This window comes from Serratia sp. 25CWL12 (genome assembly GCF_055790885.1).
The window spans coordinates 3,980,396-4,001,652 of record NZ_CM147698.1 but is presented as its reverse complement, the minus strand read 5'-3'; the positions used below and the strand labels follow the sequence as shown (position 1 = coordinate 4,001,652).

Below are 21,257 nucleotides of genomic sequence, written 5' to 3'. Positions count from 1 at the left end.
CTATGTGCTTGGCGAAGTTTACGACTTTGCCTTTTACAGATTGTTTGAGCGTTTAACCGGGTAACCTACCGTTCTTTGGCACTGTTCACCCAAGCCATCTATTCCCAGGCGCATCGTTTGATTGGGTTTCAGGTAGATTGGATAGGGTTTTTGCCCCATCCCCACTCCTGGAGGTGTGCCTGTGGAAATCACATCCCCGGGTTGCAGGCTCATAAAACGGCTCAGGTAGCTGATGATGTACGGGATCGAGAAGATCATGGTGTTGGTATTTCCATTCTGATAGCGTTTACCATCCACCTCCAGCCATAAGTTGAGGCTATGCGGGTCAGGAATTTCATCAGTAGTGACCAGCCAAGGGCCGATGGGGCCAAAGGTATCGCAGCCTTTACCTTTGTCCCAGGTGCCGCCGCGTTCAAGCTGAAACTCGCGTTCAGACACGTCATTAATTACGCAATAACCGGCGACATGCTGCATGGCATCTTGTTCGCTGATATAGCTTCCCCCTAGGCCAATCACCACGCCCAGTTCCACTTCCCAGTCTGTTTTGATTGAGTCTCTGGGGATTAGTACATCGTCGTTTGGCCCAACCACGGCGCTGGTCCATTTATTGAAAACGACGGGTTCTGTTGGGATCGCTGCACCGGTTTCCTCTGCGTGGTCGGCATAGTTCAGTCCAATACAGATGAATTTGCCAATGTTACCGACACAAGCACCCAGACGCGGCTTTCCTTCGACCAACGGTAGGGTGGCAAGATCAAGTTGCTGCAAACGAGTGAGGTTTTGCGGCAACAGGGCCAACCCGGCCACATCGGTAATATGCTGCGAAAGGTCGCGAATGTTGCCGTTATTATCATAAACACCTGGGCATTCCCGCCCTGCCGCACCATAACGTAAAAGTTTCATTATTCTCTTTCCTTAAGCCTTAGTTGCTCCAACCGCCATCAATAATCTGTACGGTGCCAGTAGTATAGGAACTGGCGTCTGACGCAAGATACAACGCCAACTTGGCGATCTCTTCGGCTTTGCCAATGCGGCCCAGCGGCTGGCGATCGACAAATGACTGATAAACCGTTTCGATGCTACTGCCTTGTTCACGAGCTTGTTCAGCAATGCGCTGATGCAAAGAAGGTGATTCCACGGTGCCTGGGCAAATGGCATTGCAGCGGATCCCTTGGGAAACATAATCCGCCGCTACTGAGCGCGTTAGGCCAATGACTGCGGCTTTGGAAGCGCTGTAGGCAAAGCGGTTAGGCACCCCCTTCACGCTGGAAGCGACAGAAGACATATTGATAATCGACCCCTGTTGACGCTCCAACATAGCGGGCAAGAAAGCGCGGATCATGCGAAACATCGCGGTTACGTTAAGATCGAGTGCAAATTGCCATTGTTGTTCACTGCAGTTGAGGATAGAACCGCTGTGTACCACTCCGGCACAGTTGAACAATACATCCAACGTGCCCACCGTTTCTGCCACTGCGGCAATCGCTCTGGTATCGGTAACATCCAGCGTTAGTGGTGTAATGCCATCCAAGCCTTGTAGTTGTTCGGTATGGATATCGCTGGCAAGGACGTTAGCCCCCGCCGCTGCAAAAAGTTTGGCGCTGCTTAGACCAATTCCTTGTCCTGCAGCTGTGATCAGAACCCGTTTTCCAGATAAATTCATGCTGCCTCCTGTAGCACTGCAGCCTGATGGTCAGGCCATTGAGGGGATTAAAGCTCAGTTTTTCAACATCAAGAAGAACCTCTTACTTATTGTTATTTGTTATAAAAAGAAACTTAATATTTCAAAATGTTACCAATGTGTAACTTTTGAATAACAATTACTCAAGTGGGCTGTGCCATATCTGTGCGCAAAGTCGCGAATTTCGGCGCCAATATGGACAGAACTGTGAGGTCGCTTGCCATGCGTTGTACGTAGTGAGCCAAGGCCGCCATGATTTTGTGGGCGGATTGGGTGCGGATTGTGGCCAGGATAATGGTGAGTTGGTGATGATTGAGAAGAAGAGCTTGATTGCGCGCCTGCTGCCGTGGGCTTCCCACACCCACCGACTCACAGATAACCAGCTAGCTTTGCGGACTTTCCGGTGACCCAGGGAACAACAGACTGATATCTCTGGCTCCGTGCAACACCCTTTCTATTCTGACTTCAACATCATGAACGCTATACACAATAAGGTAACGTCCATAAGTGCAGCTTCTTATCCTCTGGCCCAGTTCTGGCCTCTCGCGGTAAACGTCGGGTGATTCACTTATCAGTAGGCATTGCTGATATAACTCATCAGTAAAGCTCACCGCCCTTAACGGATTATCTTGGGCGATATAGTCGCCGATGGTTTCGATATCATGCTCCGCCAGTGGCGATAGGCTCAGCTTCATTTGCTCTGATTACCCTCTGCCATACTGCGGTATTTACGTGTCAGCCGGTTAAACACGGGTTCCGCTTCTTTGCTTTCACCGCTGTTTATACCTGCACTGACCGCTTTTTGTAGTGATTCCAGTTTCATCTGTTGTTCCCGTTCCTCCAGTGCACGAAGTCCGGCACGGATAACTTCACTGGTATTGTTGTAGCGTCCACTTGCTATCTGTTCCCGGATGAACGCCTCGAAGTAGGGGCTTAGCGCCACGCTGGTTGGCATAGTATTTTCTCCATCAGATTACTATCAGTTATTAACTATTAGTATTTCAGAGTTACTCATTTTCATCAACCTGCTCTGCGGGGTGAGTGGAGGCATGAACTGCCTGTAACGCCCGGATGCTCACTTGCGTATAGATTTGTGTAGACTCGAGACTGGCATGACCGAGCATGGCTTGTATCCAGCGGATATCGGCGCCGTTCTCCAGCATCTCGGTTGCCATCGCATGGCGGAACAGGTGGCAACTGCCCCAGCGGTTGACACCGGAGGCCACGATATCGCTTTTGGTGACAGCCGTAACGCCATTGGGTGTTAACCCTGCCAAGCCATCCAGTGTCACGAACAGCGCCTCAACCTCGGGATTAACCACCAGTTGCGGCCGCACCTATTGTTGATAGTGCTGTACCCATTTCAACGCCCGCTCCCCGATGGGGATAACCCGGTCTTTTTCCCTTTACCCTGGCGGATAGTCACTGTTTTACGGCTGGTATCAACCGCGTCCTGGTCAAGCCCGGCCACTTCGATGCGTCGCATCCCGGTTGACCACAACAGCTCTAACAACGCCAGGTCACGCAACCCCTGCAAGGCGCTGATATCCGGCAGCGCCAACACCTGCTCCACTTCTTCCACACTCAGGATATGGCGCGGCAAGCGTTTTTCCTGTTTTGGCAGCACCAACCCCGAAGCCGGGTCTAATGTTTCACAACAAGCGGTACAGACTTGGTAAGCGGGTCGGCGACGGATACAGATATCTATACTGCCTGCTGTAGCTAAACTGCTTTCGGTTTCTCTGGAAGGTTTATTGGGTGAAGAGACAGAACGCACCCCACGCAAGCGCGGCCCGGCATCACGACTGGAACAACAGATTTAGATTATCAGCCAGTTACCGAAGGGTAGGCAGAAGATAGTGGCTGAGATGCTAGATGCGGTTATTGCACAGGCGCAACAGCAGGAGACTGGCAGCTAACAAGAAGATTTTTAGCGCGGGTTGAAGGTGGTGGAACACCGACAACCCGCTAACCACAAGCAACTAACAAGGAGTTGATTATGGCTGAGCAACATCATAAGTCAGAACCCGCCACACCCCAAGCCCGTAAGAGCATTGTCGGTTACCGCCCCAACGGTGGCAGACCGAACCCGCTGCCGCAACTGACCATCAAGGGCCGCTGGCTGGAAGCGCTGGGGTTTAACAAGGGCCAACCCGTGAGCATTATTGCGGAACAGGGCCAACTGATTATCTGCACAGCAACCACCACGGAGGGGAACGCATGAACATCACTTTTACCACTGCACCTATCCCCGAGTTAACGTTATCCGGTAAGCCACTGGCTGCTCTCGGTTTTACCACCGGAACACCGTTACAACTGACCTTAATGAACCGCACGTTGTGGATCACCACCGTTACTGATGAGGCCACTTGGGACAAATCTGCCGGGAGCAGATTTGAACGCTGCTTGCAGCGGCCCCGAAGGGGCGAGGCCCACGGATGGGCCGAGTAGCACACTGTGCGCGGTTAGCCAACAACGGCAAGATTTGGGAGCGGATTGGGTGCGGGATAACGGTGAACTGGTGATTAGTGGCGACTGGTTCACCGAGTCCGGCATTACCCACGCTGAACAACTGGCACTCACCGCCGCACCGGGGGTGATCCGGGTGCAGCGGCGGGAAGAGGGAGGGTTTAGGGCTTAGAAGTAGGAACCCCGGCCAGTTGGCCGGGGGTAACTGTGTGTTTATTTATTCTTTCATAATACAATTTAACTTCATTAATTATATTTAATAGGTATTTCTTTTCCGAAAAAACCTCAATAACATCAATATTTTGGTAATTAACCCATTCATAACCATTGATGGCATCACCTGACAAGTAACTAACTTTTGCACCCAATATTCTTACCTTGCTTCCAGAACTGACCGCAAAAAAATAACATGCATTATTTTCTAAATTGTATGTAGATGCCTGATAACCGTAGTCAGTTTCAAAATCATCTGACACATCGACATCAGGATCTAACAAATTAGGTAACATTGCCCCTAGCATTGTTGAAAATGCTTGAAATCTATTCATTTCAAATAAAACAGAGTCTTCTCGTGGATTGGCTAAAGCATTATCTACCGATAAGCAATAAACATCACCGCCTAATGTAGAAACACTGACTTCATCTGGAAATAACTTACCGTTAACAATAAAGTGGAAAGCACCATTATTGTAACTATTTTCTATGCTCCATTCTGGAACAGAGTCCATCAACACAGCAAAATTGCTTGGATTACCAAAAATCATAATTACCACCCCTTCTTGGGCAGATCTAATTTCTTTTTAATATCTGCGGGTATCGAATTTTTATCTAAAGCTACTGATTTATCTCCTGTGCTACCTGACCAATGCCAAGTACCATCATTTGTATTAGTGAACTGATGGACGTTTCCATCAGAATCTTTCGCATATCGTTTTTTACCGCTAGCAATTGATTCACTAAATAGATCTATCGAATTTTTAGGCTCAGTCCCAGCCTTAAAGCTATAACCTATTTGCCCTGGTGTATGTTTCGGATTCGACTGATAAGCTAAACCGTTAGAAGTGACTGTAGGTGTAGCTGTAGGCAATGTGCTTCCCTTACTAGCCTTACTAATCACTCCAAGCGCCGCTAGAGCCTTACCACCAACGACTGCACCCAGCCCTATTGCTTCTACTGCTTCCTTGCCATTAAGAGCGACCTTTACATAGTCCGGCATCGCCTGATAAATCGCTCTGGCACTCTCTTCATTTTCTGCAAGAACAAAACGGTTAAGCTGGGCTAAATCTTCACTGCTCAAATTCGAGAAGAAAGGTAGGTGTTTCAGACTGTTTGCTATATCAGTACCTGCGGCGGCCTCAGATAGTGCCCCGTTGGCACAGAACGGATTACCGGAACAGTTTCCAGCAACAGCTTCCTCACGGTTCTTTTTGCTGATTTCGGCGTATTTCTCGTAAATCGCCAGTTTATCAGCGCCCGTTTTCTCTGCCTCCTCAAGCTCTTTGTGCATATCAAGCACATTTTTCGAGTTCAGCGCGTTATTCTCCACAACAACTTGCTCTGTCGTGAAGTTGGCTGTCGAAATCACTTTTTCCCTTTTCTATCAGTCAGTTAAAACCGTTTTTTGCCAGTGCATTTTGCTACAGGCAACTTTTTGCCCAGACGCGCGTTTTCGGCCTGTTACGCCATTTCCCCAACATTGTTAAAGAGCAACTGCCGCAACATCATAAGTCAGAACCCGCCACACCCCAAGCCCGCAAGAGCATTGTCGGTTACCGCCCCAACGGTGGCAGACCGAACCCATTACCGCAACTGACCATCAAGGGCCGTTGGCTCGAAGCGCTGGGGTTTAACAAGGGGCAACCCGTGAGCATTATTTGTGGATATAGAGAAAACGCAGATATAAACGGCGCGCGTAATATTTTAGCGGCGGGTACGCCGCGTTAGCCTGTGGTAAGAGGGGAGCTTTAGGCCGCTCGATGAAGCAGGAACCCACCGAGTCAGACTTCGGTCTGAATGCTGTAGGGATCCTCGTCCTTTAGGGGGGAGGATGTCAAGTTGGCTCAGAAGCTATCTGGCGAGAAGGCCTCAGCAGCGCGATAAAAGCCACTAATACTGGCAGCAACGCCCCCCAAAGTACCGCATGCCAGCCGAAGATATTGAGCAGAACGCCGGAAGAAAAGGAGCCGATAATCATCACGCCAAACACGATAAAGTCATTCAATGATTGGACCTGCGTTTTCTCTTCCGGGCGGTGATAGTCGACAATCTGTGTGGATGCGCCAGTAAAACCGAAGTTCCAGCCAAGGCCCAGTAGGATCAGTGACAGCCAATAATGCATGATCTCTGTGCCAGCAAGACCAACCATAATCGATAAGCCGGTGATGAGTAACCCCACCGCAGCGATACGTGTCGCGCCAAAGCGGTTGATGAGCTTACCGGTAAAGAAGCCCGGCCCATACATGGCAATAACGTGCCACTGGATCCCCAGGTTTGCTGCTTGCTGCGAAATGCCATGCATGTGCATGGAAAGGGGGGCGGCAGTCATCAGGAAATTCATCACCATATAGGCCACGGCACCACTGAATACCGTGCGGGAAAACCCGGGCTGGCGAACAATCTCTCGAAGAGGGCGACCACCTGCTTTGTTTGTGACGACGGGTTCAGATGATTTTACGCCAAGCAGCACCAGCGCCGAGAGAGCCGCCACCACGGACTGGGCGATAAAGGTAATAGCGAAGGTATGAGGTGGCCAGAGATTCATGGTGCTGGTGACTAACGTCGGGCCGATAATACCGGCGACAACACCGCCCCCCATGACCAGAGAAAGTGCGCGAGCCCGGCGTTCTTTGCTAACACCATCCGTTGCCGCAAAGCGAAATGACAGTGCCACCGCCGCGTAAGCGCCCCCCATAAAGGCGGCAAGGCAAAACAGCAAAAACGAGCTCATCACTACCGCCAGCGCGGCGGTCAGGCCGGTCAATATGCCGGTGCCCGTCCCGGTGATAAAAGCGGCTTTTCGACCATGTTTCCTGGCCAGTGCCCCCAACGGCAAAATACAGGCCGCCATCCCCAGTACAAATACCGTAATGGGCAGAGTGGCTAGCCTGGTGTCTGGGGCTATCTCGCTGCCAACAATGGCGCCGGTGGCGAAAAAGACCACCGCGTTTGCCCCTGCAAGCGCTTGAGCCGTTGCCAGGCGGATAATATTGTTATTCTGTTGCCTGATGGATAATACGGTTTCAGCATTCATGGCTGTTTTTATCCAGATGGGTGTGAGTAGTACCAGCCGTTTGCTGATAAAAACTGTTCAGTGACTCGGCCGTGGTTTATATGGTCTAAAAGCTAGAGAGTAATAACATATTCACCGCTCCTGCTAAAGCGAGCCAAGGGCCGAATGCCAGGGGCTGATTAAGGTCTTGTTTTGTCAGCCCGCGTTGCACCAGGGTAAACAGCAGCCCACTGGCTGCAGCCAGTAAAAGCACATGAGGTAAGGCTTGCCAGCCCAACCAGGCTCCTAATGCTGCCAGTAATTTGAAATCACCGTAACCGAGCGCCTCTTTACCAGTGAGTAACTTGAATAGCCAAAAGAGTGACCAGAGGCAACCATAGCCCGCCATGGCACCTATTATCGCTTGCTCTAGTGAGACAAAGTGACCTTGAAGATTGAACAACAGCCCGACCCACAGCAGTGGCAGCGTCAGGGCATCTGGCAGCAGTTGCACATGATGGTCAATCACCGCCAGCACCAGCAAGAAAGAGAGAAATATCCAACAGCCGAGCAACGGGGCTCCCACGGGGAACACTGTGGCTGCCAGCACAAACAGTATTGCTGTTGTCACTTCAACCAGCAGGTAACGCTTTGGAATAGGTACGCCACAGCAACGGGCTTTGCCCTTTAACAGCAAAAAACTCAGCACCGGGATATTGTCTCTGGCGGCAATCGGCTGCTGACAATGGGGGCAACAAGAACGTGGTAATAACAGGTCAAAACGTGGCTCTGATTCAGGCAACGGTTGTGACAGGTGCAACAGAGCCTCATGTTGCCAGCGCTTTTCCAACATCACGGGCAACCGGTAAATCACCACATTGAGAAAACTACCGACAATAGCCCCGAGTAACCCGGCAATACCTAACCCAATGAGAGGGTAGGCGAGAGTAAAACTTAGCAATAAACTCACAAAACCTCCCTATCCATCAAAACAGCCGTCCTTGAGTTTGCCAGTCGATTTGACCTTGAGCATTGGCTCGCCCCAACTGCGCCATCAGTGGCTTCATCACACTGGGTAACGCCGCTCCACTGCCGACTTGGCCACTGAATTGATAGCGTCCATCCATCCCGACGGTGCCACGTCCCATCATGTTCAGATGGGCAGAATCTTGTTTCCATACCAGCGCCAGCGCCCCTTGCTCATTACAGCTTAATTGCCCTTGTATATCCGCCAGATCCACGTCGCCCAACGGGGTCGCCAGCTGTGCATGCTGCCAGTTGAGCTGACCACCGTTAAAATCTCGGCAACCTTGAGGGGTAACTTCACCTTGTTGCAAGCGCAACTGCAATGTCCCTTGAGCGGTGATGGGCACTGGCAGTGATAACTGTTGCCTCACCCAATCCGCTGGGGCGGAGAGTTGCCACTGAGACAGTTGCAAACTATTCCAGCCGCGTAAAGTTCCCGCTCCTTGGAGCCCTTGAGCCGCGCGGAATTCAACGGTTATTGCCGGTAGCCATGAAAAGAAAGTGACTTGCCAGTCCAGTTTTTCCAGCATCAAGCTACGCCAGCTTAACTGGCGTAAACTGCCCTGCCACAAGCTGCCGGAGAAACTACCCACCTTGATATCCGCAGGCATAACAACCTGTAACAGCTGTGCTGGCGCATGCCATCCCAGCAAGAATAAATAACAAATCAATAAAAGTATGGACTTTTTTATCTTAGTGCCCATTGTTGCGATCCAGCATCAGTTTATTGACCGTTACCCATCCGGGTTTTTTGGCGACCGCCGTCACATCAAGCGCGACAATCTGAACGCGATATTGCTGTTCCAATCGGCTGAGCCAAAGCATCAATCGGTTAAAATCACTCGGTTCTAACGTTACCGCCAGGCCGGTTCCCTGGGGTTGCAGGCGGGTAATATTGATGTTTTGGGCGGCCGCGCTCTGCGAGACTGCCGCCGGTAAACTGAGGGACTCGTCCGGGGCTGCCCGGGTTTGCGATTGACGTAAGCGGGGGGCCTGTTGCTGCATCCACTCCACGGTGCTCTTTTCACGCGTGATAGTCCGCTGCCATTGCTCAGCCTGTTGTTGCCAAGGTAGCCATAGGGCGTAATAGCACAGACTGACCAGCAGTAATAGGCCACATCCCAACAGCAACCCGCGCTCCCGTGGTTTGAGTTGCAGCCAACGGAGTTTGAGTTCATTCATGGTTGATCCCCAGAATTGTTGATCCCCAGAGTCAGCCGACTCTCTACACCACCCGGGTTATGCTTGATTTCACCCGGTTGAACCCGGTAGAACTGCCCGGCACGGGTCTGGAACTGTTCCAGTGCCTGAAAAGAGGTCGCATGTACCTCGACTTTTAGCTCTTTGCGGTTGGCGTCATAAGAGATCGCCTGAAAGCGGATAGCCGAATTCTCCGCCACCAGCTGTTGCAATTGGCGCATCTGTACGCTGATTCCTGCCTGTTGGGCGGGTTGTAATTGCTGCAAGTGCTGCTGCATTTGCGCTCGTGGGTTAACAACGTTTTTCTCAGAGGGGAACAGTTGTTGGTAGAAGCGCGCACTTTCTTTCCGCCAATGTTCCGCCTGTTGCCACAGCCGGTAATGAGATAATCCTGCACCGAAGCACAGCAGCACTAAATAGCCGATGAAAGCGATCATTACCCATCGCCACGGGCGTAATCGGCTACGCCAAGGGCTTGAACGGGTAAATTCACCCTGACGCAGATCAGCCCCACGATAGGGCTCCCCCTCGGCTGCCAGTTGCAGTAAATGCCGTGGTGGGTGTTCGCGCCATTCGGCAGGGCCCACTTTCGGTGTTGGGGGAGGGGAGTAACTTTCAATAATCAGGGGTGCCCAGCCAGCGAGGAATTCAGGCAACCAGGAAGATTCCACCATCATCCCGGCATATTTTTCCCGGCGAAACAGCCATTGTTCATTGAGGCTGACTGCACTCCACCCGTGAGTCACCAAGGGCAACATCAGCACATCAGGGGTCATGACCTGCACCCGCACGCCTTGCTGGTGACAGCGATTTATCCACTGCTGCATATGGCGTTTTTCAACCACCGCCACCTCACACTCATCGCCACTTTGATGCAAAATAGCAAAATGCAGCTGTTCAACATCCGTTGCCAGTTGTTCTTCCAACATAAACGGCAATACCTGCAGACCCTGACGGCGGACATTGCGTGGCAGCGTAACACGGTGGAAAACAAACTCGCTTGCAGGCAATAAAACATAGGCAGGATAAGTGGCGAGCAGCTTCGCCAGATTATCATCCTGTTCTCCCGGGGACAGATATCCCTGTTGGTGATGCTCTGCTGAACGGAAATACCACCACAATGGCTGCGTTTCGTCACTGGGTAAACGTAATATCAACCGGGGCTGGGTGTCGGGCTTTTGGTTATGCATCAAGGCTCCACCATCATGCTCAATCCATATTGTCGCCGCACCACCTGGAAGTTATTACCGGCTTTATGCAACAGGGTGCGCTGGCTGTAGTGGGAATCCCCCATCAGTACATCGAAACTGGCAACGAAAAAATCACTCCCGACCGCTAACACCGGGCTGACCGCCGAAGTATCCATCTCTTTAAGGGCCTCTTGTGCCAAGAATACTTTGGTACTATTCCACCCTTCACGTGGGCGTTGTTGTAATAACTGGGTCGCCATGGTGGGATCCAACTCCTTAAGAAATAACGCCGTCAATAATTGCCCTTGAGACTCACTGAGGGTATTGATGTTAACCAATAATGTCTTGGTTGGTAGCACGCAAACATAAGGCAGAAGGCGCTGATAAAGAGGGGTATCAACACCAAAAACTGTCCGCAGTTCGCTGATATCCTGCATCGGCTGATTAGCGGGCAAATAAGGGGACTCCAACGCCATATAGACTTCATCTTCGGCCCCCTCCGCACTGGGCTCACTGTCGCTGTCTATCCAATCACGCAATGCCCCGGTTATTTGTGCCGCACGCAAAGAATCTTCCCCCAGGTTGATTAACAGTTGTCGAAAAACCTGCGCAGGGTAAGGTTCTTTAAGCTGTCCCCCTTCGTCGCTTACCCCCTGATTGATGGCATTAAGATTAAAGCAAGCCTGACTATCGGTAATCTTGCCAGACACTTCGCCACCTTCAACGGGGAAACGACGCGTTTCTTGCGCCCAGTTTTGCGCCAAATGTGTTTTACCTGGGGAGTCCAAGGCATCGCGTTGTAGGATTTTCACCGCCAAGACTTCTGCCGAACGCCCATACCATTTTGCCTGTTGCCGCTCTAACTGAGTGACGGTGCGCAGATAGGTGCGTCCATTTCGTTCGGCAATGGTGGTGGCAATAATGACCATCAGTGCCAGGATCAGCAGCACCACCAGCAGTGCCACGCCTTTTTGCCGCTGCTTCACTTTTGCCCCCCGTTGGTGACCAAAAACAGGCGGGTTAATTCCCCCACTCCTGTTACCGTCAGGGTGACTTCAACGCCTTGCGGCAAACTTGCGGCGTTGTTCCAGCTATCCTGCCATGCCCCATTGGCAAAAAAGCGTAACCGAAAGGCACTGACATTGTTCAGTAACACCTTGACGGTAGGGGGCTGACCGACAATGGGGTCGGTATGGGCATAGCTCAAGCGCTCTAACTGCTGATTACGCAAGCGATATCCCACCTGTTGTAACTCAGAACGGGGCAATACTCCCATCGGGTTTTGCCAGCCATTGCGGATGAAAGAGACGCCCCAGTCATCACTTTGCATGAGATAGCGCGCAGCAGAGAACAGCTGAGTACTGCCACGGGCACTGCGTGGGAGTATTTGACCAAAATCCCCATCCAACTGCACAAAGGCACGCTGAAGGTCAGCCAACTGCTGTGCTTTACGTTGTGAGATTTGATCATTGCGCATCACGCCCTGCAACACCTGAAAAGCACTGATGCTCAAGGCAGCAAAAATCGCCAATGCCAGCAGCATTTCCAGCAGTGTGAAGCCCCGCGCGTGACCACGGTTCATTCCGGCACCCTATAACTGCGTAAAGACACTATTGGCGCGACATCATCTTTATTGTGCCGAACCTCAACATCCAGCGCGCGCAATTGACCGAGCTCAGTATCCACCCCTTGCCAGCGGAGATACCACATCTCGCCTGCATAATTCACGGTGGTGCCAATCCAGCGTTTTTCCGGCCAGGTTTTATCAAGGCGTAACCGAACCTGCTGGTTATCGGCTAACCAACTGGCGACGATTTTCTCGTGCATACGGCCAATACCGCTCGCCTGTTGCGCTGTGGTTTGCAATAGCGCCAACCCTGCCAGGGAGAAGACCACCAAGGCCACCAGGACTTCCAGCAATGTCATCCCCCGTTGCCTGTTCATGGCGCACCTTCGTTAGCTGATGAGCTGATTGCCCCGGTTTCGTCGACTCGCAACCAGACCAACGGGGTACTCCCCGCCTCGCTGAAAACCAGCTCAAACGGGGTTACTTCCCCACCGGGCAACAGCAGAATATCCGGTTCAACCGCCAGTTCCGCCGCTGGTGGCCACGTCTGCAGGTTAGGGAAATGTAACTGGAGGGGCATCTCATCAGGAACTTGCCGCCCCAACGATGCCTGGCGCGGCTGCCACGGCTGCCAAAGATAACCCTGCCAGATATCTGACCCCGGTGCTGACGCATTCTTGGCGGTCGCCTGACGCTGTAGCATCAGGAATTGCCAGCCGTCTGGCCGAATCTGCAGCCCCAACAGTTGGTCATTTTGCACACTGGCATCAATGGCAAATTCCAACTGAGCTTGAAAGCGCTTCAATTGCAGCTCTGGGGTATTCTGCTGCATCGCTGGAAATGACATCACCACCAATGCGGCGGCACTGCCGATCAGCAGCACCACCAGCATCATTTCCAGCAACGTGAAGCCGCGCTGACGCATTACTTCTTACCGATAGTCCAGTTACCGATGTCATCCTCAGTATCCGGCGTACCATCTGGGCCATAAGAGAAAATATCGACCTGACCGTGCTGACCAGGGCTCAGTAGCTGGTAATCAGCCCCCCACGGATCCTGTGGCAAGCGGCGAATATAGCCCCCTTGCGGATAGCTGCGTGGTTCGGGTTGGGCTGAAGGTTTAGTGACCAGTGCTTGCAACCCTTGCTCAGTGCTGGGGTAGCGGCTGTTATCCAGCTTGTACATATCCAGCGCACTCTCTAACGCCATAATGTCGCTGACTGTTTTCTGCTGATCTGCCTTCTCTTTATTCCCCATTAGATTAGGCACCACCAGGCTTGCCAAGATGCCAATAATCACAATCACCACCATGATTTCCAACAGGGTAAAGCCTCTCTGACGCTGTTGCCGCATCGCTATCTCCGTTATTTGTCGATTGAATTTACATACTCATCAAATTATTTAATTGCAGGATGGGTTGCAGGATCGCCAAAACGATAAACAACACCACTCCCGCCATACTCACCACCAGCAAAGGTTCAAACAACCCCAAGGCTAACTGCATTTGGGCGGCGAACTCCCGGTCCTGATTATCTGCTGCACGTTCCAGCATGCTATCCAGCTCACCACTGCGTTCACCACTGGCGATCATGTGGCGCATCATCGGGGGAAACAACCCGGTCATTTCCAAGGCCCGATGCAGGCTCACCCCTTCACGTACCGACTCAGTCGCTAATGACAACTGGTGGCGGGCATATTCATTGGTCAGCACTTCACCGCTGATGCGCATTGCCTGTAACAAGGGCACAGAGCTGGCATTGAGGATACTTAGCGTTCTGGCATAGCGTGCGGTATTGAGGCCGCGCATGATACGACCAAGCACTGGCAGGCGTAGTAGCTGATGATGAAAAGCGGTGCGCCGCCCTTCATTGCGTAACCCTATTCTCATCAGCAATATCCCCAGGAGTAACAGCAGCAACACCCAAGGGCCAAAAGTTCGAACCGCATCACTGGTCCCCATTAATAAACGGGTGGAGAGTGGTAACGCCTGTTTCATATGAATAAATTGTTCCACCACTTTGGGCACTACCGCAGAAAGCAGAATTGCGATCACACTGACGGCCACCAGCGTCAGCACGCAGGGGTAAATCATCGCTTGCATAATACGAGCGCGCATCTGTTGGCGCTGTTCGGTGTAATCTGCCAGCCGGTTCAGCACCAGATCCAGATGGCCGGAGGCCTCACCCGCTGCCACCATCGCACAATACAAGCGCTCAAAACTGGTAGGATAACAGCCCATGGCTTCCGCCAAGGAGAAGCCCTCGAGGATTTTGGTGCGCACCGCCGCCATCAAGCTACGTTGGCGAGGTTTTTCACTCTGTTTTGCCACCGCATCCAGGGCTTCTTCTAATGGCAAGGAGGCCGCGACCAAGGTCGCCAACTGACGAGTCAACAACGCCAGGTCGGCGCTACTGATCCCTCGGCGCCAAGTACGCCGCTGGCCCCCTTGTGCTTGCTGGCGTTCGTCCTGCGTTTCTTCCAGGCTGACAGGCACCAGCCCTTGCTCACGCAATAACTGGCGGGCATGTCGGGCCGAATCGGCTTCTTGCAGCCCCCGCCGTTTTTTCCCGTGGTCGTCTAATGCCTGATAATGGAATAGCGCCATGTTATTCCTCTTCCAGAGACTGGTTTTCCGTCACGCGCACCACCTCTTCCCAACTGGTCTCACCCGCCAAGACCTTTTCCAGCCCACCCAGGCGTAATGTGGTGTATTCATTGCGCAGTTGACGGGCAATGGCGAATTCACTCTCTCCCCGGTGAATCGCTGCCCGTACTCGCTCGTCAACCAGCAGGAGTTCATGGATACCAGTACGTCCACGGTAACCGGTAAAGCTACATTGTGGACAGCCCTGCGGCTGCCAGAGAGGGGTTCCGGTGGGAATGCCCAGCTGTTCAGCTAATGCGCTATCGGCTTGATATTGTTGACGACAATCAGGGCAGAGGGTGCGGACCAACCGTTGTGCTAATACCGCCAGCAAGGAGGTGGATAGCAGGAAAGGTTCTATCCCCATATCCTGTAAGCGCGATAACGCTCCCAGTGCGCTGTTGGTATGCAGTGTTGATAGCACCAGGTGCCCGGTTAATGAGGCTTGAACCGCAATCTGGGCAGTTTCGCTGTCACGGATCTCACCCACCAGTACCACGTCGGGGTCTTGACGCAAAATAGCGCGCAAGCCACGGGCAAAGGTCATATCCACCTTGGGGTTGACCTGTGTCTGACCAATGCCATCAAGTTCATATTCGATGGGGTCTTCGACGGTCATGATATTGCGTTCACTGGCATTGAGCCGACTCAAGGCAGCATAAAGCGTGGTGCTCTTACCTGAGCCCGTGGGGCCGGTGACCAGGATAATGCCATGTGGCCGCCGGATCAGCTCATCGATCTGTTGCTGATTCTGTGATGACATGCCCAGCGTGGCCAGATCCAGGCTGACACTGTTTTTATCCAGTAAACGCAGAACAATCCGCTCGCCATAATTGGAAGGTAAGGTGGAAACCCGCACATCAATGGCTCGCCCACCGATGCGTAGCGCCATGCGTCCATCCTGCGGTATGCGTTTTTCAGCGATATCCAGCCGGGCCATGACTTTGATACGCGAGATCAGCAAAGACGCCAACCGCCGCTGTGGCCGCAGGATTTCGCGTAATACGCCATCGACCCGAAAGCGAATCTGTAAATGGCGTTCATAGGTTTCGATGTGGATATCCGACGCTTTATCTTTAATCGCCTCGGTTAACATGGCATTGATCAGGCGGATAATGGGCGCATCATCATCGGCATCCAGCAAATCATCGCTATCAGGCAACTCTTCCGCCAAAGTATAAAAATCCATTTCATTGCCGATATCGGTCATTAAACGCCGGGCTTCTTTTGAGTCACGCTGGTAGCTCAGTACCAACTGCTGTTCAAATTCTTCACTCGACACAGTACTGATATTCATGTCACACCCGGCAACTCTACGTGCTTCAAGCAAGGCACTGGCTGCTGTATCTGCCACGCGGAGCACTCGGCACCCGGTGTCATCCTGCAGCAATAAAATACGCTGAGCCCGCGCGTAGGCAAAAGGCAACTGCGGGCGTAACTCATTGACGCCCTCCAGCAGTGTGCTCATCGTCCCCCCTGTGGATAGAAGGCGCGGATCGCCGCATTAACCTGGTTGAACGTGGCCCCATTTTGGTCTGGTGGTAACTTCAAGACATCGTTGGTGAGCGTGGTGCTGCTGCTCTCTTTGCCCCGCTGTTGTTCCTGCTCTTGGTTAAAGGCCTGATATTTGTCTGCTGAGGCACCACGAAACTGATCACGATCGCGGATGATGGTTGGGCGGATAAACAGCATCAGGTTACGCTTGGAGACCTGTTTGCTGGTGGAGCGGAACAGATAACCCAGCACCGGGATATCCCCCAGTAACGGCACTTTGTCGTTGCTTTCGCGCACTGTTTTATCCAGCAACCCGCCGACCACCACGGTTTCGCCGCTACCCACCAACACCGCATTAGTCACCGTCCGGGTATTAAAGGTGGCCCCCAGATCGGCACTGCTGCTGGAGGCAGAATCTGCCACACTGGAAACCTCTTGTTCAATTTCCATCAGCACCGAGTCCCCTTCATTGATTTGCGGCTTGACCTTGAGCTTAATACCGACCGTTTTACGTTCCACGGTGTTGAAAATATTATCCCCTGACGTAGTGCGCGAACCGGAGAGCACCGGGACTTCCTGACCCACATTGAACGTGGCTTCCATATTATCCAGTGTGACAATACTCGGTGTCGCTAAGATGTCATTTTTGCTAGTGCTGGAAAGGGCCGTCAGCAACATGGCCCAATTGCCCCGATAAAAACCGGCAGCGATACCGCTAAAGCTATTAATGGCACTGGCAAAGGCATTATTAATCGTGCCATCCTGGTTGTATTGATTGACACCGGCAATCGCGGTGGTGATCGGTAGGCCGGTATTGGTGAACTGCGTCATGCCCGCATTTTTGTTGGCCCACTGGATCCCCAGATTCAAGCCGTCAGCGTCTTGCACTTCGGCAATAATGGCTTCCACCAGTACCTGCGGACGGCGGATATCCAATTGGTTGATTACATTCTCCAGGTCACGCATCACATCTGGCGCGGCGGTGACGATCAGTGAGTTGGTTTGTTCGTGGGCTTTGATGGTGACGTCTTTTAGCAGTGCGACCGTGGGTTTGGCACCTTTTTGGTCGTTTTGAATACCCGCGCTGACGCCAGTTAAGACCTCAACTAAATCGGTGGATTTGGCATACTTGAGATAAATCACTTTGGTATTGCCCTGTACCGACTGCTTGCGGTCCAGTTGTTTGATCATGGCGATAATACGCTGACGGGAGTTGGGTTCCCCACTCACCAATACTGCGTTGGTACGTTCATCGGCGACCAGGGTAGCCGTCATTGAACCCGGCGCGGCTGATTTGCTGGTATCTTTGGTTAATTCGGTGACCTGTTTGACCACCTCAGCGGCAGACGCATACTCCAGCGGGACGGTGACCACATTGCGGTCGCCAACCTTGTCAACCCGCTCAACAATCTCCATTAAGCGTTTGATCACTGCCGCCCGACCGGTCATCAACAACACGTTAGAGGGGTCGTAGTGCACCACACTGCCTGCCCCAGCATTGTCATTCAATTGACGCAGTAACGGTGCCAGGTCGCGAGCGGACACGTTATGAACGGGGACCACTCGCGTCACTACTTCATCACCTTCCCCGGGTTGGGCATCACTGGCGACCGGCACGGCTGCTGTTTTGGCATCTTTGGAACGCACCACCTTGAGTACGCCGTTATTCATATCCACTACGGCAAACCCGTAAACATCTAATACACTGAGGAAAAACTGATAATATTGCTGCTCATTGAGCATATCGTAACTGCGAACGGTGATCGTGCCACGCACCGCAGGATCGATAATCACGGTTTTATTCAGATTCTTGCTGACGGTGTTAATAAACTCCTGGATATCGGTTCCCTTGAAGCTGGCTGAAAACTCAGCACTCCAACCCTGTCTGACGCCCAACAACAGCGCAACCAGCACCACGATGCGTAAGCGACTGATTATTTTTGCATTCAACAATTAGTTATCTCCAAGAGAAATATAGATATCCTGTAACTGACCACCCCGTTCAACGGTAAGGTTCAGTTCACTCAGTTCTGAAAGCTGTTTCAGTGCCTGTTGAGCTTGCTGGGCATCGCGCAAATCCAGCCCATTCAATGCGACGGCAAGATCGTTGTCATGGAGCCCGACCTTGCGAAATAATTCCCCTTGTTTACCGGGGCTCAGGCGGTAGCCAGTGAGCTTGTTATCCACCATCACCGGCGAGATAGTCAGGTAATCCAGAATGCTTTGTGGTTGCTTGAGCAGTTGCGCCTTGAGCTGGGACGCTGAGGGGGATTGTTCATTTTTTTTAACCGCTACGGGTTGCTCACTAAATAGCAACAAGGACTCATAACGCCCCTGATAAGAGATCACCACCCGATCGGCAAAAATAGAGGCAATTCGGGCATCATAACCGGGTACCTGATCCCCCATGCCAAGGCTGAATTGCTTGTTATCTTTGGCGATAATCGCGATGGAGCGTTCTGCATTGGCGCTGGCAACAATACCGGTCAGGTTGATTTTTAAAGAAGAAGGCGGCGCGTTGAGTAGCGTATCGCTAGATGCCGAAGTCACCGTGCTTGAAGAGACGGAGGGCGAAGTTCCAAACAAGGTAAAGCGAGTACTGTCTGACGGAGTACTCGCGTTAGTTTTGGCAGGCGTCAACGGCGCTTTGGATAGTTGCACATGGGATATTTCGGGCGATAGCCACCATTGCCAGGTCAATAAGGCGAGCTGGTTACAAATCAGCAGAGAGACGACACACATCACCCAACGTGGTGTTAACAGCCTGAATGTAGATTCTCTTATTGCTAACAACATCACCGAAAATCGCATTACGCTTTCCTTAGCTGGCCTCCTGATAGCTGCCACTGGTCTATCCTCGTCATGTATCCAATCTGCTTGGGTGTAGGCGACATATTGAATACATAACTGAGTTTGTTAGCTATCTCAACCTCAACGCTAAGGTCTTCATTGAGTTTCCTCACCTATGGCTATTGGGGTACCCATCACACGGAACTCTCTGACAGAGATTATTCCCCCGCCAAAAGGAGGAAGCAAGACCAAACGGACATATCGAGCCTCAATAGGGTCAATCTTATGAGTGCTTCGCCCAACAGGACTATCATCTTCGGTTACAATTGTTTCCCAATTATAACGATCGTTACTTATATCTATGCGATATGCTTTGGTGTTATAGACAGCTAAGTTGTGTTGATACAATTCAAAATACTTCAAACTGTAGTTACCTTGCAAATCGATCTCAAGTGTCTCATCAGAGCTATTTGAGGCATGGCGCTGCCATCCGGTAGCATTGACGATGTCATTGACAGCTAGGAAAGGATTACCATAACCAAATCGAGTAGCGTTGGCGGATACTGGTTTGTCCTTGGCAACATTCGAAAGCACTGGGCCATTATCGCAAATTCCATGCTTCACCATTGCCTTAAACCAGTTATAGGCGTATTTAGCATCCCCGTTTGCATTCGGGTGAGTCGCATCAACATGATCAGATCCCACCGCGATATTGAAATCAACCGAATGGTCCACAAAGATCACGTCTGATTTTGAGGCAAATTCGGCTATCGAATCATTGAATACTTTCATGCTGGGGATATCTGGTCGTATGTTCGGGTAACGACCAAGAAAAATCTTGGACTCAGGATTTTTGTTACGTATTTTCACGATGATGCTATTCAAGCTATTGAGCACAACGTTTGGAGCAATACGGAACGCTTGTATATCATTGGCACCTAGCATCATGAGAACTACATCTGGACGGGCTGTATCCATCCAAGTATTAATATACGAGGTATTTACTGTAGCGGCAGTAACTCCCCAAATCGCTGAGTGTCGAGAAACTACCGAGGGCAACGTATCCCCGAAAGCCCCAACCCAGTCTATATCACAAGCAACAGAACGGGCCTGCTGAGCAAGCTGGGCTCGATAGTTATGAGTAGAAAACCCGGCAGTCACGGAGTCACCCAGCGCCATTACGCGAATCGGCTCAGCATGAAGATGCTGCACCCCCAACAAGAACAGCGCAAGCGGAAAGATTTTTACAAGTTTGGATATATGACTTTTCATCGTTATTCCTTAACAAGATTCCCTTACAAGCACGAGAAATTTTTGACGTTACCCTTAGTTAGCATAATAACAGTATAAGTATAACGGCGTTAATGGGGTTGAGGACAGGGAGTGGGACTGTAATTAAAATGGCGTAACTGCCTGTTTAATTAGATTGTCGCCCCACGGACTGAGCAGCACGTCGGCTGCGTAGAATTCCCTTGAGGGTTACTCATGCAAAACGTTATTCTTACATTCAATTTTCTTGAGGATATGTGCTTCAGCATCAGAATATTCTCATCAAAGGGAATGATAAAGAACCCGACATCACAGGTCAAGTATTCATTATGTTAACTGGCGTGTAAATCTCCGATTAAGAAAAAAAACACTGTGCGATTTGTTCCAACTACTGTTGGAATTCAATGTCACTTTCTGGTGTACTGGCGGTTACAGGGCTTACAAGGACGCGCTGCCTACGGCGAAGCATATCGTTGGCAAGCTTTATACACAGCATATTGAGCGTGAAAATCTGACGTTGAGTAACCGACTGAAACGCCTCAATCGTAACACCTCGGTGTATTCAAGATCATCCTGCAAACCTGGCAGGATCATCGGTACTTTAATGGAACGCGAGTATTACGTTTGACGCGCTATCAACTCATTGAATATATACCGTATTTAAAATTATCTAATATTCGAATCACAAAAGTTTATTCTGTTATTCTACTGCGACCTCA

General features: G+C 51.4%; 23 protein-coding genes and 3 pseudogenes. 4 read left to right on the top strand and 22 right to left on the bottom strand.

Annotated elements, in window-relative coordinates; translation table 11 throughout:
- Positions 1-33: 33 nt before the first annotated feature.
- From ACX9GV_RS17395 to ACX9GV_RS17375, 5 genes and pseudogenes are all read right to left on the bottom strand, one after another.
- Positions 34-903, bottom strand: a complete 870-nt coding sequence (locus ACX9GV_RS17395) for a fumarylacetoacetate hydrolase family protein (protein WP_473196354.1) — start codon at positions 901-903, stop codon at positions 34-36.
- 19 nt (positions 904-922) lie between these two features.
- Positions 923-1,663 (bottom strand): SDR family oxidoreductase, encoded by a 741-nt coding sequence (locus tag ACX9GV_RS17390; RefSeq protein ID WP_473196353.1) that lies wholly within the window; start codon positions 1,661-1,663, stop codon positions 923-925.
- 401 nt (positions 1,664-2,064) lie between these two features.
- A complete protein-coding gene (locus ACX9GV_RS17385) occupies positions 2,065-2,376 on the bottom strand; it encodes a type II toxin-antitoxin system RelE/ParE family toxin (RefSeq protein WP_473196352.1) in 312 nt (103 codons plus the stop codon).
- Entirely contained in the window at positions 2,373-2,636 is a 264-nt protein-coding gene (locus ACX9GV_RS17380; protein WP_023492668.1) for a type II toxin-antitoxin system ParD family antitoxin, read from the bottom strand. Before ACX9GV_RS17380 ends, ACX9GV_RS17385 begins: the two co-directional genes overlap by 4 nt.
- A 52-nt stretch (positions 2,637-2,688) precedes the next feature.
- Positions 2,689-3,326: pseudogene (locus tag ACX9GV_RS17375) on the bottom strand (tyrosine-type recombinase/integrase); the annotation flags it as partial.
- Positions 3,327-3,680: 354 nt separating this feature from the next.
- Here ACX9GV_RS17375 and ACX9GV_RS17370 point away from each other — a divergent pair.
- A complete protein-coding gene (locus tag ACX9GV_RS17370) occupies positions 3,681-3,905 on the top strand; it encodes a SymE family type I addiction module toxin (RefSeq protein ID WP_473196351.1) in 225 nt (74 codons plus the stop codon).
- Positions 3,902-4,322, top strand: a pseudogene (locus tag ACX9GV_RS17365) (SymE family type I addiction module toxin). The gene ACX9GV_RS17370 and the pseudogene ACX9GV_RS17365 overlap by 4 nt, the downstream one beginning before the upstream one ends.
- Here the strand turns inward: ACX9GV_RS17365 and ACX9GV_RS17360 are convergent.
- Together ACX9GV_RS17360 and ACX9GV_RS17355 are read right to left on the bottom strand one after the other, a co-directional pair.
- The gene (locus ACX9GV_RS17360; RefSeq protein ID WP_473196350.1) at positions 4,312-4,914 is read right to left on the bottom strand and encodes an immunity 42 family protein; all 603 of its coding nucleotides are present in this window, start codon (positions 4,912-4,914) and stop codon (positions 4,312-4,314) included. The pseudogene ACX9GV_RS17365 and the gene ACX9GV_RS17360 sit on opposite strands and share 11 nt — an antisense overlap.
- Positions 4,915-4,916: 2 nt before the next feature.
- A complete protein-coding gene (locus ACX9GV_RS17355) occupies positions 4,917-5,735 on the bottom strand; it encodes a hypothetical protein (protein ID WP_473196349.1) in 819 nt (272 codons plus the stop codon).
- A gap of 125 nt (positions 5,736-5,860) precedes the next feature.
- On the opposite strand from ACX9GV_RS17355, the gene ACX9GV_RS17350 reads away from it, so the two are divergent.
- On the top strand, positions 5,861-6,094 hold the full coding sequence (locus tag ACX9GV_RS17350; protein ID WP_473198063.1) for a SymE family type I addiction module toxin: 234 nt from the start codon (positions 5,861-5,863) through the stop codon (positions 6,092-6,094).
- Positions 6,095-6,200: 106 nt separating this feature from the next.
- Here ACX9GV_RS17350 and ACX9GV_RS17345 read toward each other — a convergent pair whose 3' ends face one another.
- The 15 genes from ACX9GV_RS17345 to ACX9GV_RS17275 form a co-directional block, all read right to left on the bottom strand.
- Complete coding sequence (locus ACX9GV_RS17345) at positions 6,201-7,400, bottom strand: MFS transporter (RefSeq protein WP_473196348.1); 1,200 nt, start codon at positions 7,398-7,400, stop codon at positions 6,201-6,203.
- Between the two features lie 85 nt (positions 7,401-7,485).
- Positions 7,486-8,328 carry a prepilin peptidase gene (locus tag ACX9GV_RS17340; RefSeq protein WP_473196347.1) on the bottom strand — a complete coding sequence of 281 codons (843 nt, stop codon included), beginning with the start codon at positions 8,326-8,328 and terminating at the stop codon, positions 7,486-7,488.
- A 16-nt stretch (positions 8,329-8,344) separates the two neighbouring features.
- Positions 8,345-9,088 carry a type II secretion system protein N gene (locus ACX9GV_RS17335; protein ID WP_473196346.1) on the bottom strand — a complete coding sequence of 248 codons (744 nt, stop codon included), beginning with the start codon at positions 9,086-9,088 and terminating at the stop codon, positions 8,345-8,347.
- Positions 9,078-9,566 (bottom strand): type II secretion system protein GspM, encoded by a 489-nt coding sequence (gene gspM, locus ACX9GV_RS17330; protein WP_473196345.1) that lies wholly within the window; start codon positions 9,564-9,566, stop codon positions 9,078-9,080. The genes ACX9GV_RS17335 and gspM overlap by 11 nt, the downstream gene beginning before the upstream one ends.
- On the bottom strand, positions 9,563-10,774 hold the full coding sequence (gene gspL, locus ACX9GV_RS17325) for a type II secretion system protein GspL (RefSeq protein WP_473196344.1): 1,212 nt from the start codon (positions 10,772-10,774) through the stop codon (positions 9,563-9,565). Before gspL ends, gspM begins: the two co-directional genes overlap by 4 nt.
- Positions 10,774-11,760 carry a type II secretion system minor pseudopilin GspK gene (gene gspK, locus ACX9GV_RS17320; RefSeq protein WP_473196343.1) on the bottom strand — a complete coding sequence of 329 codons (987 nt, stop codon included), beginning with the start codon at positions 11,758-11,760 and terminating at the stop codon, positions 10,774-10,776. Before gspK ends, gspL begins: the two co-directional genes overlap by 1 nt.
- Positions 11,757-12,356 (bottom strand): type II secretion system minor pseudopilin GspJ, encoded by a 600-nt coding sequence (gene gspJ, locus ACX9GV_RS17315; protein ID WP_473196342.1) that lies wholly within the window; start codon positions 12,354-12,356, stop codon positions 11,757-11,759. Before gspJ ends, gspK begins: the two co-directional genes overlap by 4 nt.
- Positions 12,353-12,718, bottom strand: coding sequence for a type II secretion system minor pseudopilin GspI (gene gspI / locus ACX9GV_RS17310; RefSeq protein ID WP_473196341.1), 366 nt, complete (start codon positions 12,716-12,718; stop codon positions 12,353-12,355). The genes gspJ and gspI overlap by 4 nt, the downstream gene beginning before the upstream one ends.
- Positions 12,715-13,266 carry a type II secretion system minor pseudopilin GspH gene (gene gspH / locus ACX9GV_RS17305; protein WP_473196340.1) on the bottom strand — a complete coding sequence of 184 codons (552 nt, stop codon included), beginning with the start codon at positions 13,264-13,266 and terminating at the stop codon, positions 12,715-12,717. Before gspH ends, gspI begins: the two co-directional genes overlap by 4 nt.
- Positions 13,266-13,694, bottom strand: coding sequence for a type II secretion system major pseudopilin GspG (gene gspG / locus ACX9GV_RS17300; RefSeq protein WP_023489899.1), 429 nt, complete (start codon positions 13,692-13,694; stop codon positions 13,266-13,268). The genes gspH and gspG overlap by 1 nt, the downstream gene beginning before the upstream one ends.
- A gap of 28 nt (positions 13,695-13,722) precedes the next feature.
- A complete protein-coding gene (gene gspF, locus ACX9GV_RS17295; RefSeq protein WP_473196339.1) occupies positions 13,723-14,946 on the bottom strand; it encodes a type II secretion system inner membrane protein GspF in 1,224 nt (407 codons plus the stop codon).
- Position 14,947: 1 nt separating this feature from the next.
- Complete coding sequence (gene gspE / locus ACX9GV_RS17290; protein ID WP_473196338.1) at positions 14,948-16,453, bottom strand: type II secretion system ATPase GspE; 1,506 nt, start codon at positions 16,451-16,453, stop codon at positions 14,948-14,950.
- On the bottom strand, positions 16,450-18,399 hold the full coding sequence (gene gspD, locus ACX9GV_RS17285; protein WP_473198062.1) for a type II secretion system secretin GspD: 1,950 nt from the start codon (positions 18,397-18,399) through the stop codon (positions 16,450-16,452). The genes gspE and gspD overlap by 4 nt, the downstream gene beginning before the upstream one ends.
- Positions 18,400-18,432: 33 nt before the next feature.
- Positions 18,433-19,290, bottom strand: a complete 858-nt coding sequence (gspC, locus tag ACX9GV_RS17280) for a type II secretion system protein GspC (protein WP_473196337.1) — start codon at positions 19,288-19,290, stop codon at positions 18,433-18,435.
- Between the two features lie 135 nt (positions 19,291-19,425).
- Positions 19,426-20,541, bottom strand: a complete 1,116-nt coding sequence (locus tag ACX9GV_RS17275) for a GDSL-type esterase/lipase family protein (protein ID WP_473196336.1) — start codon at positions 20,539-20,541, stop codon at positions 19,426-19,428.
- Positions 20,542-20,899: 358 nt separating this feature from the next.
- Between ACX9GV_RS17275 and ACX9GV_RS17270 the strand changes: the two are divergent.
- Positions 20,900-21,166: pseudogene (locus ACX9GV_RS17270) on the top strand (IS1 family transposase); the annotation flags it as partial.
- Positions 21,167-21,257: the final 91 nt, after the last annotated feature.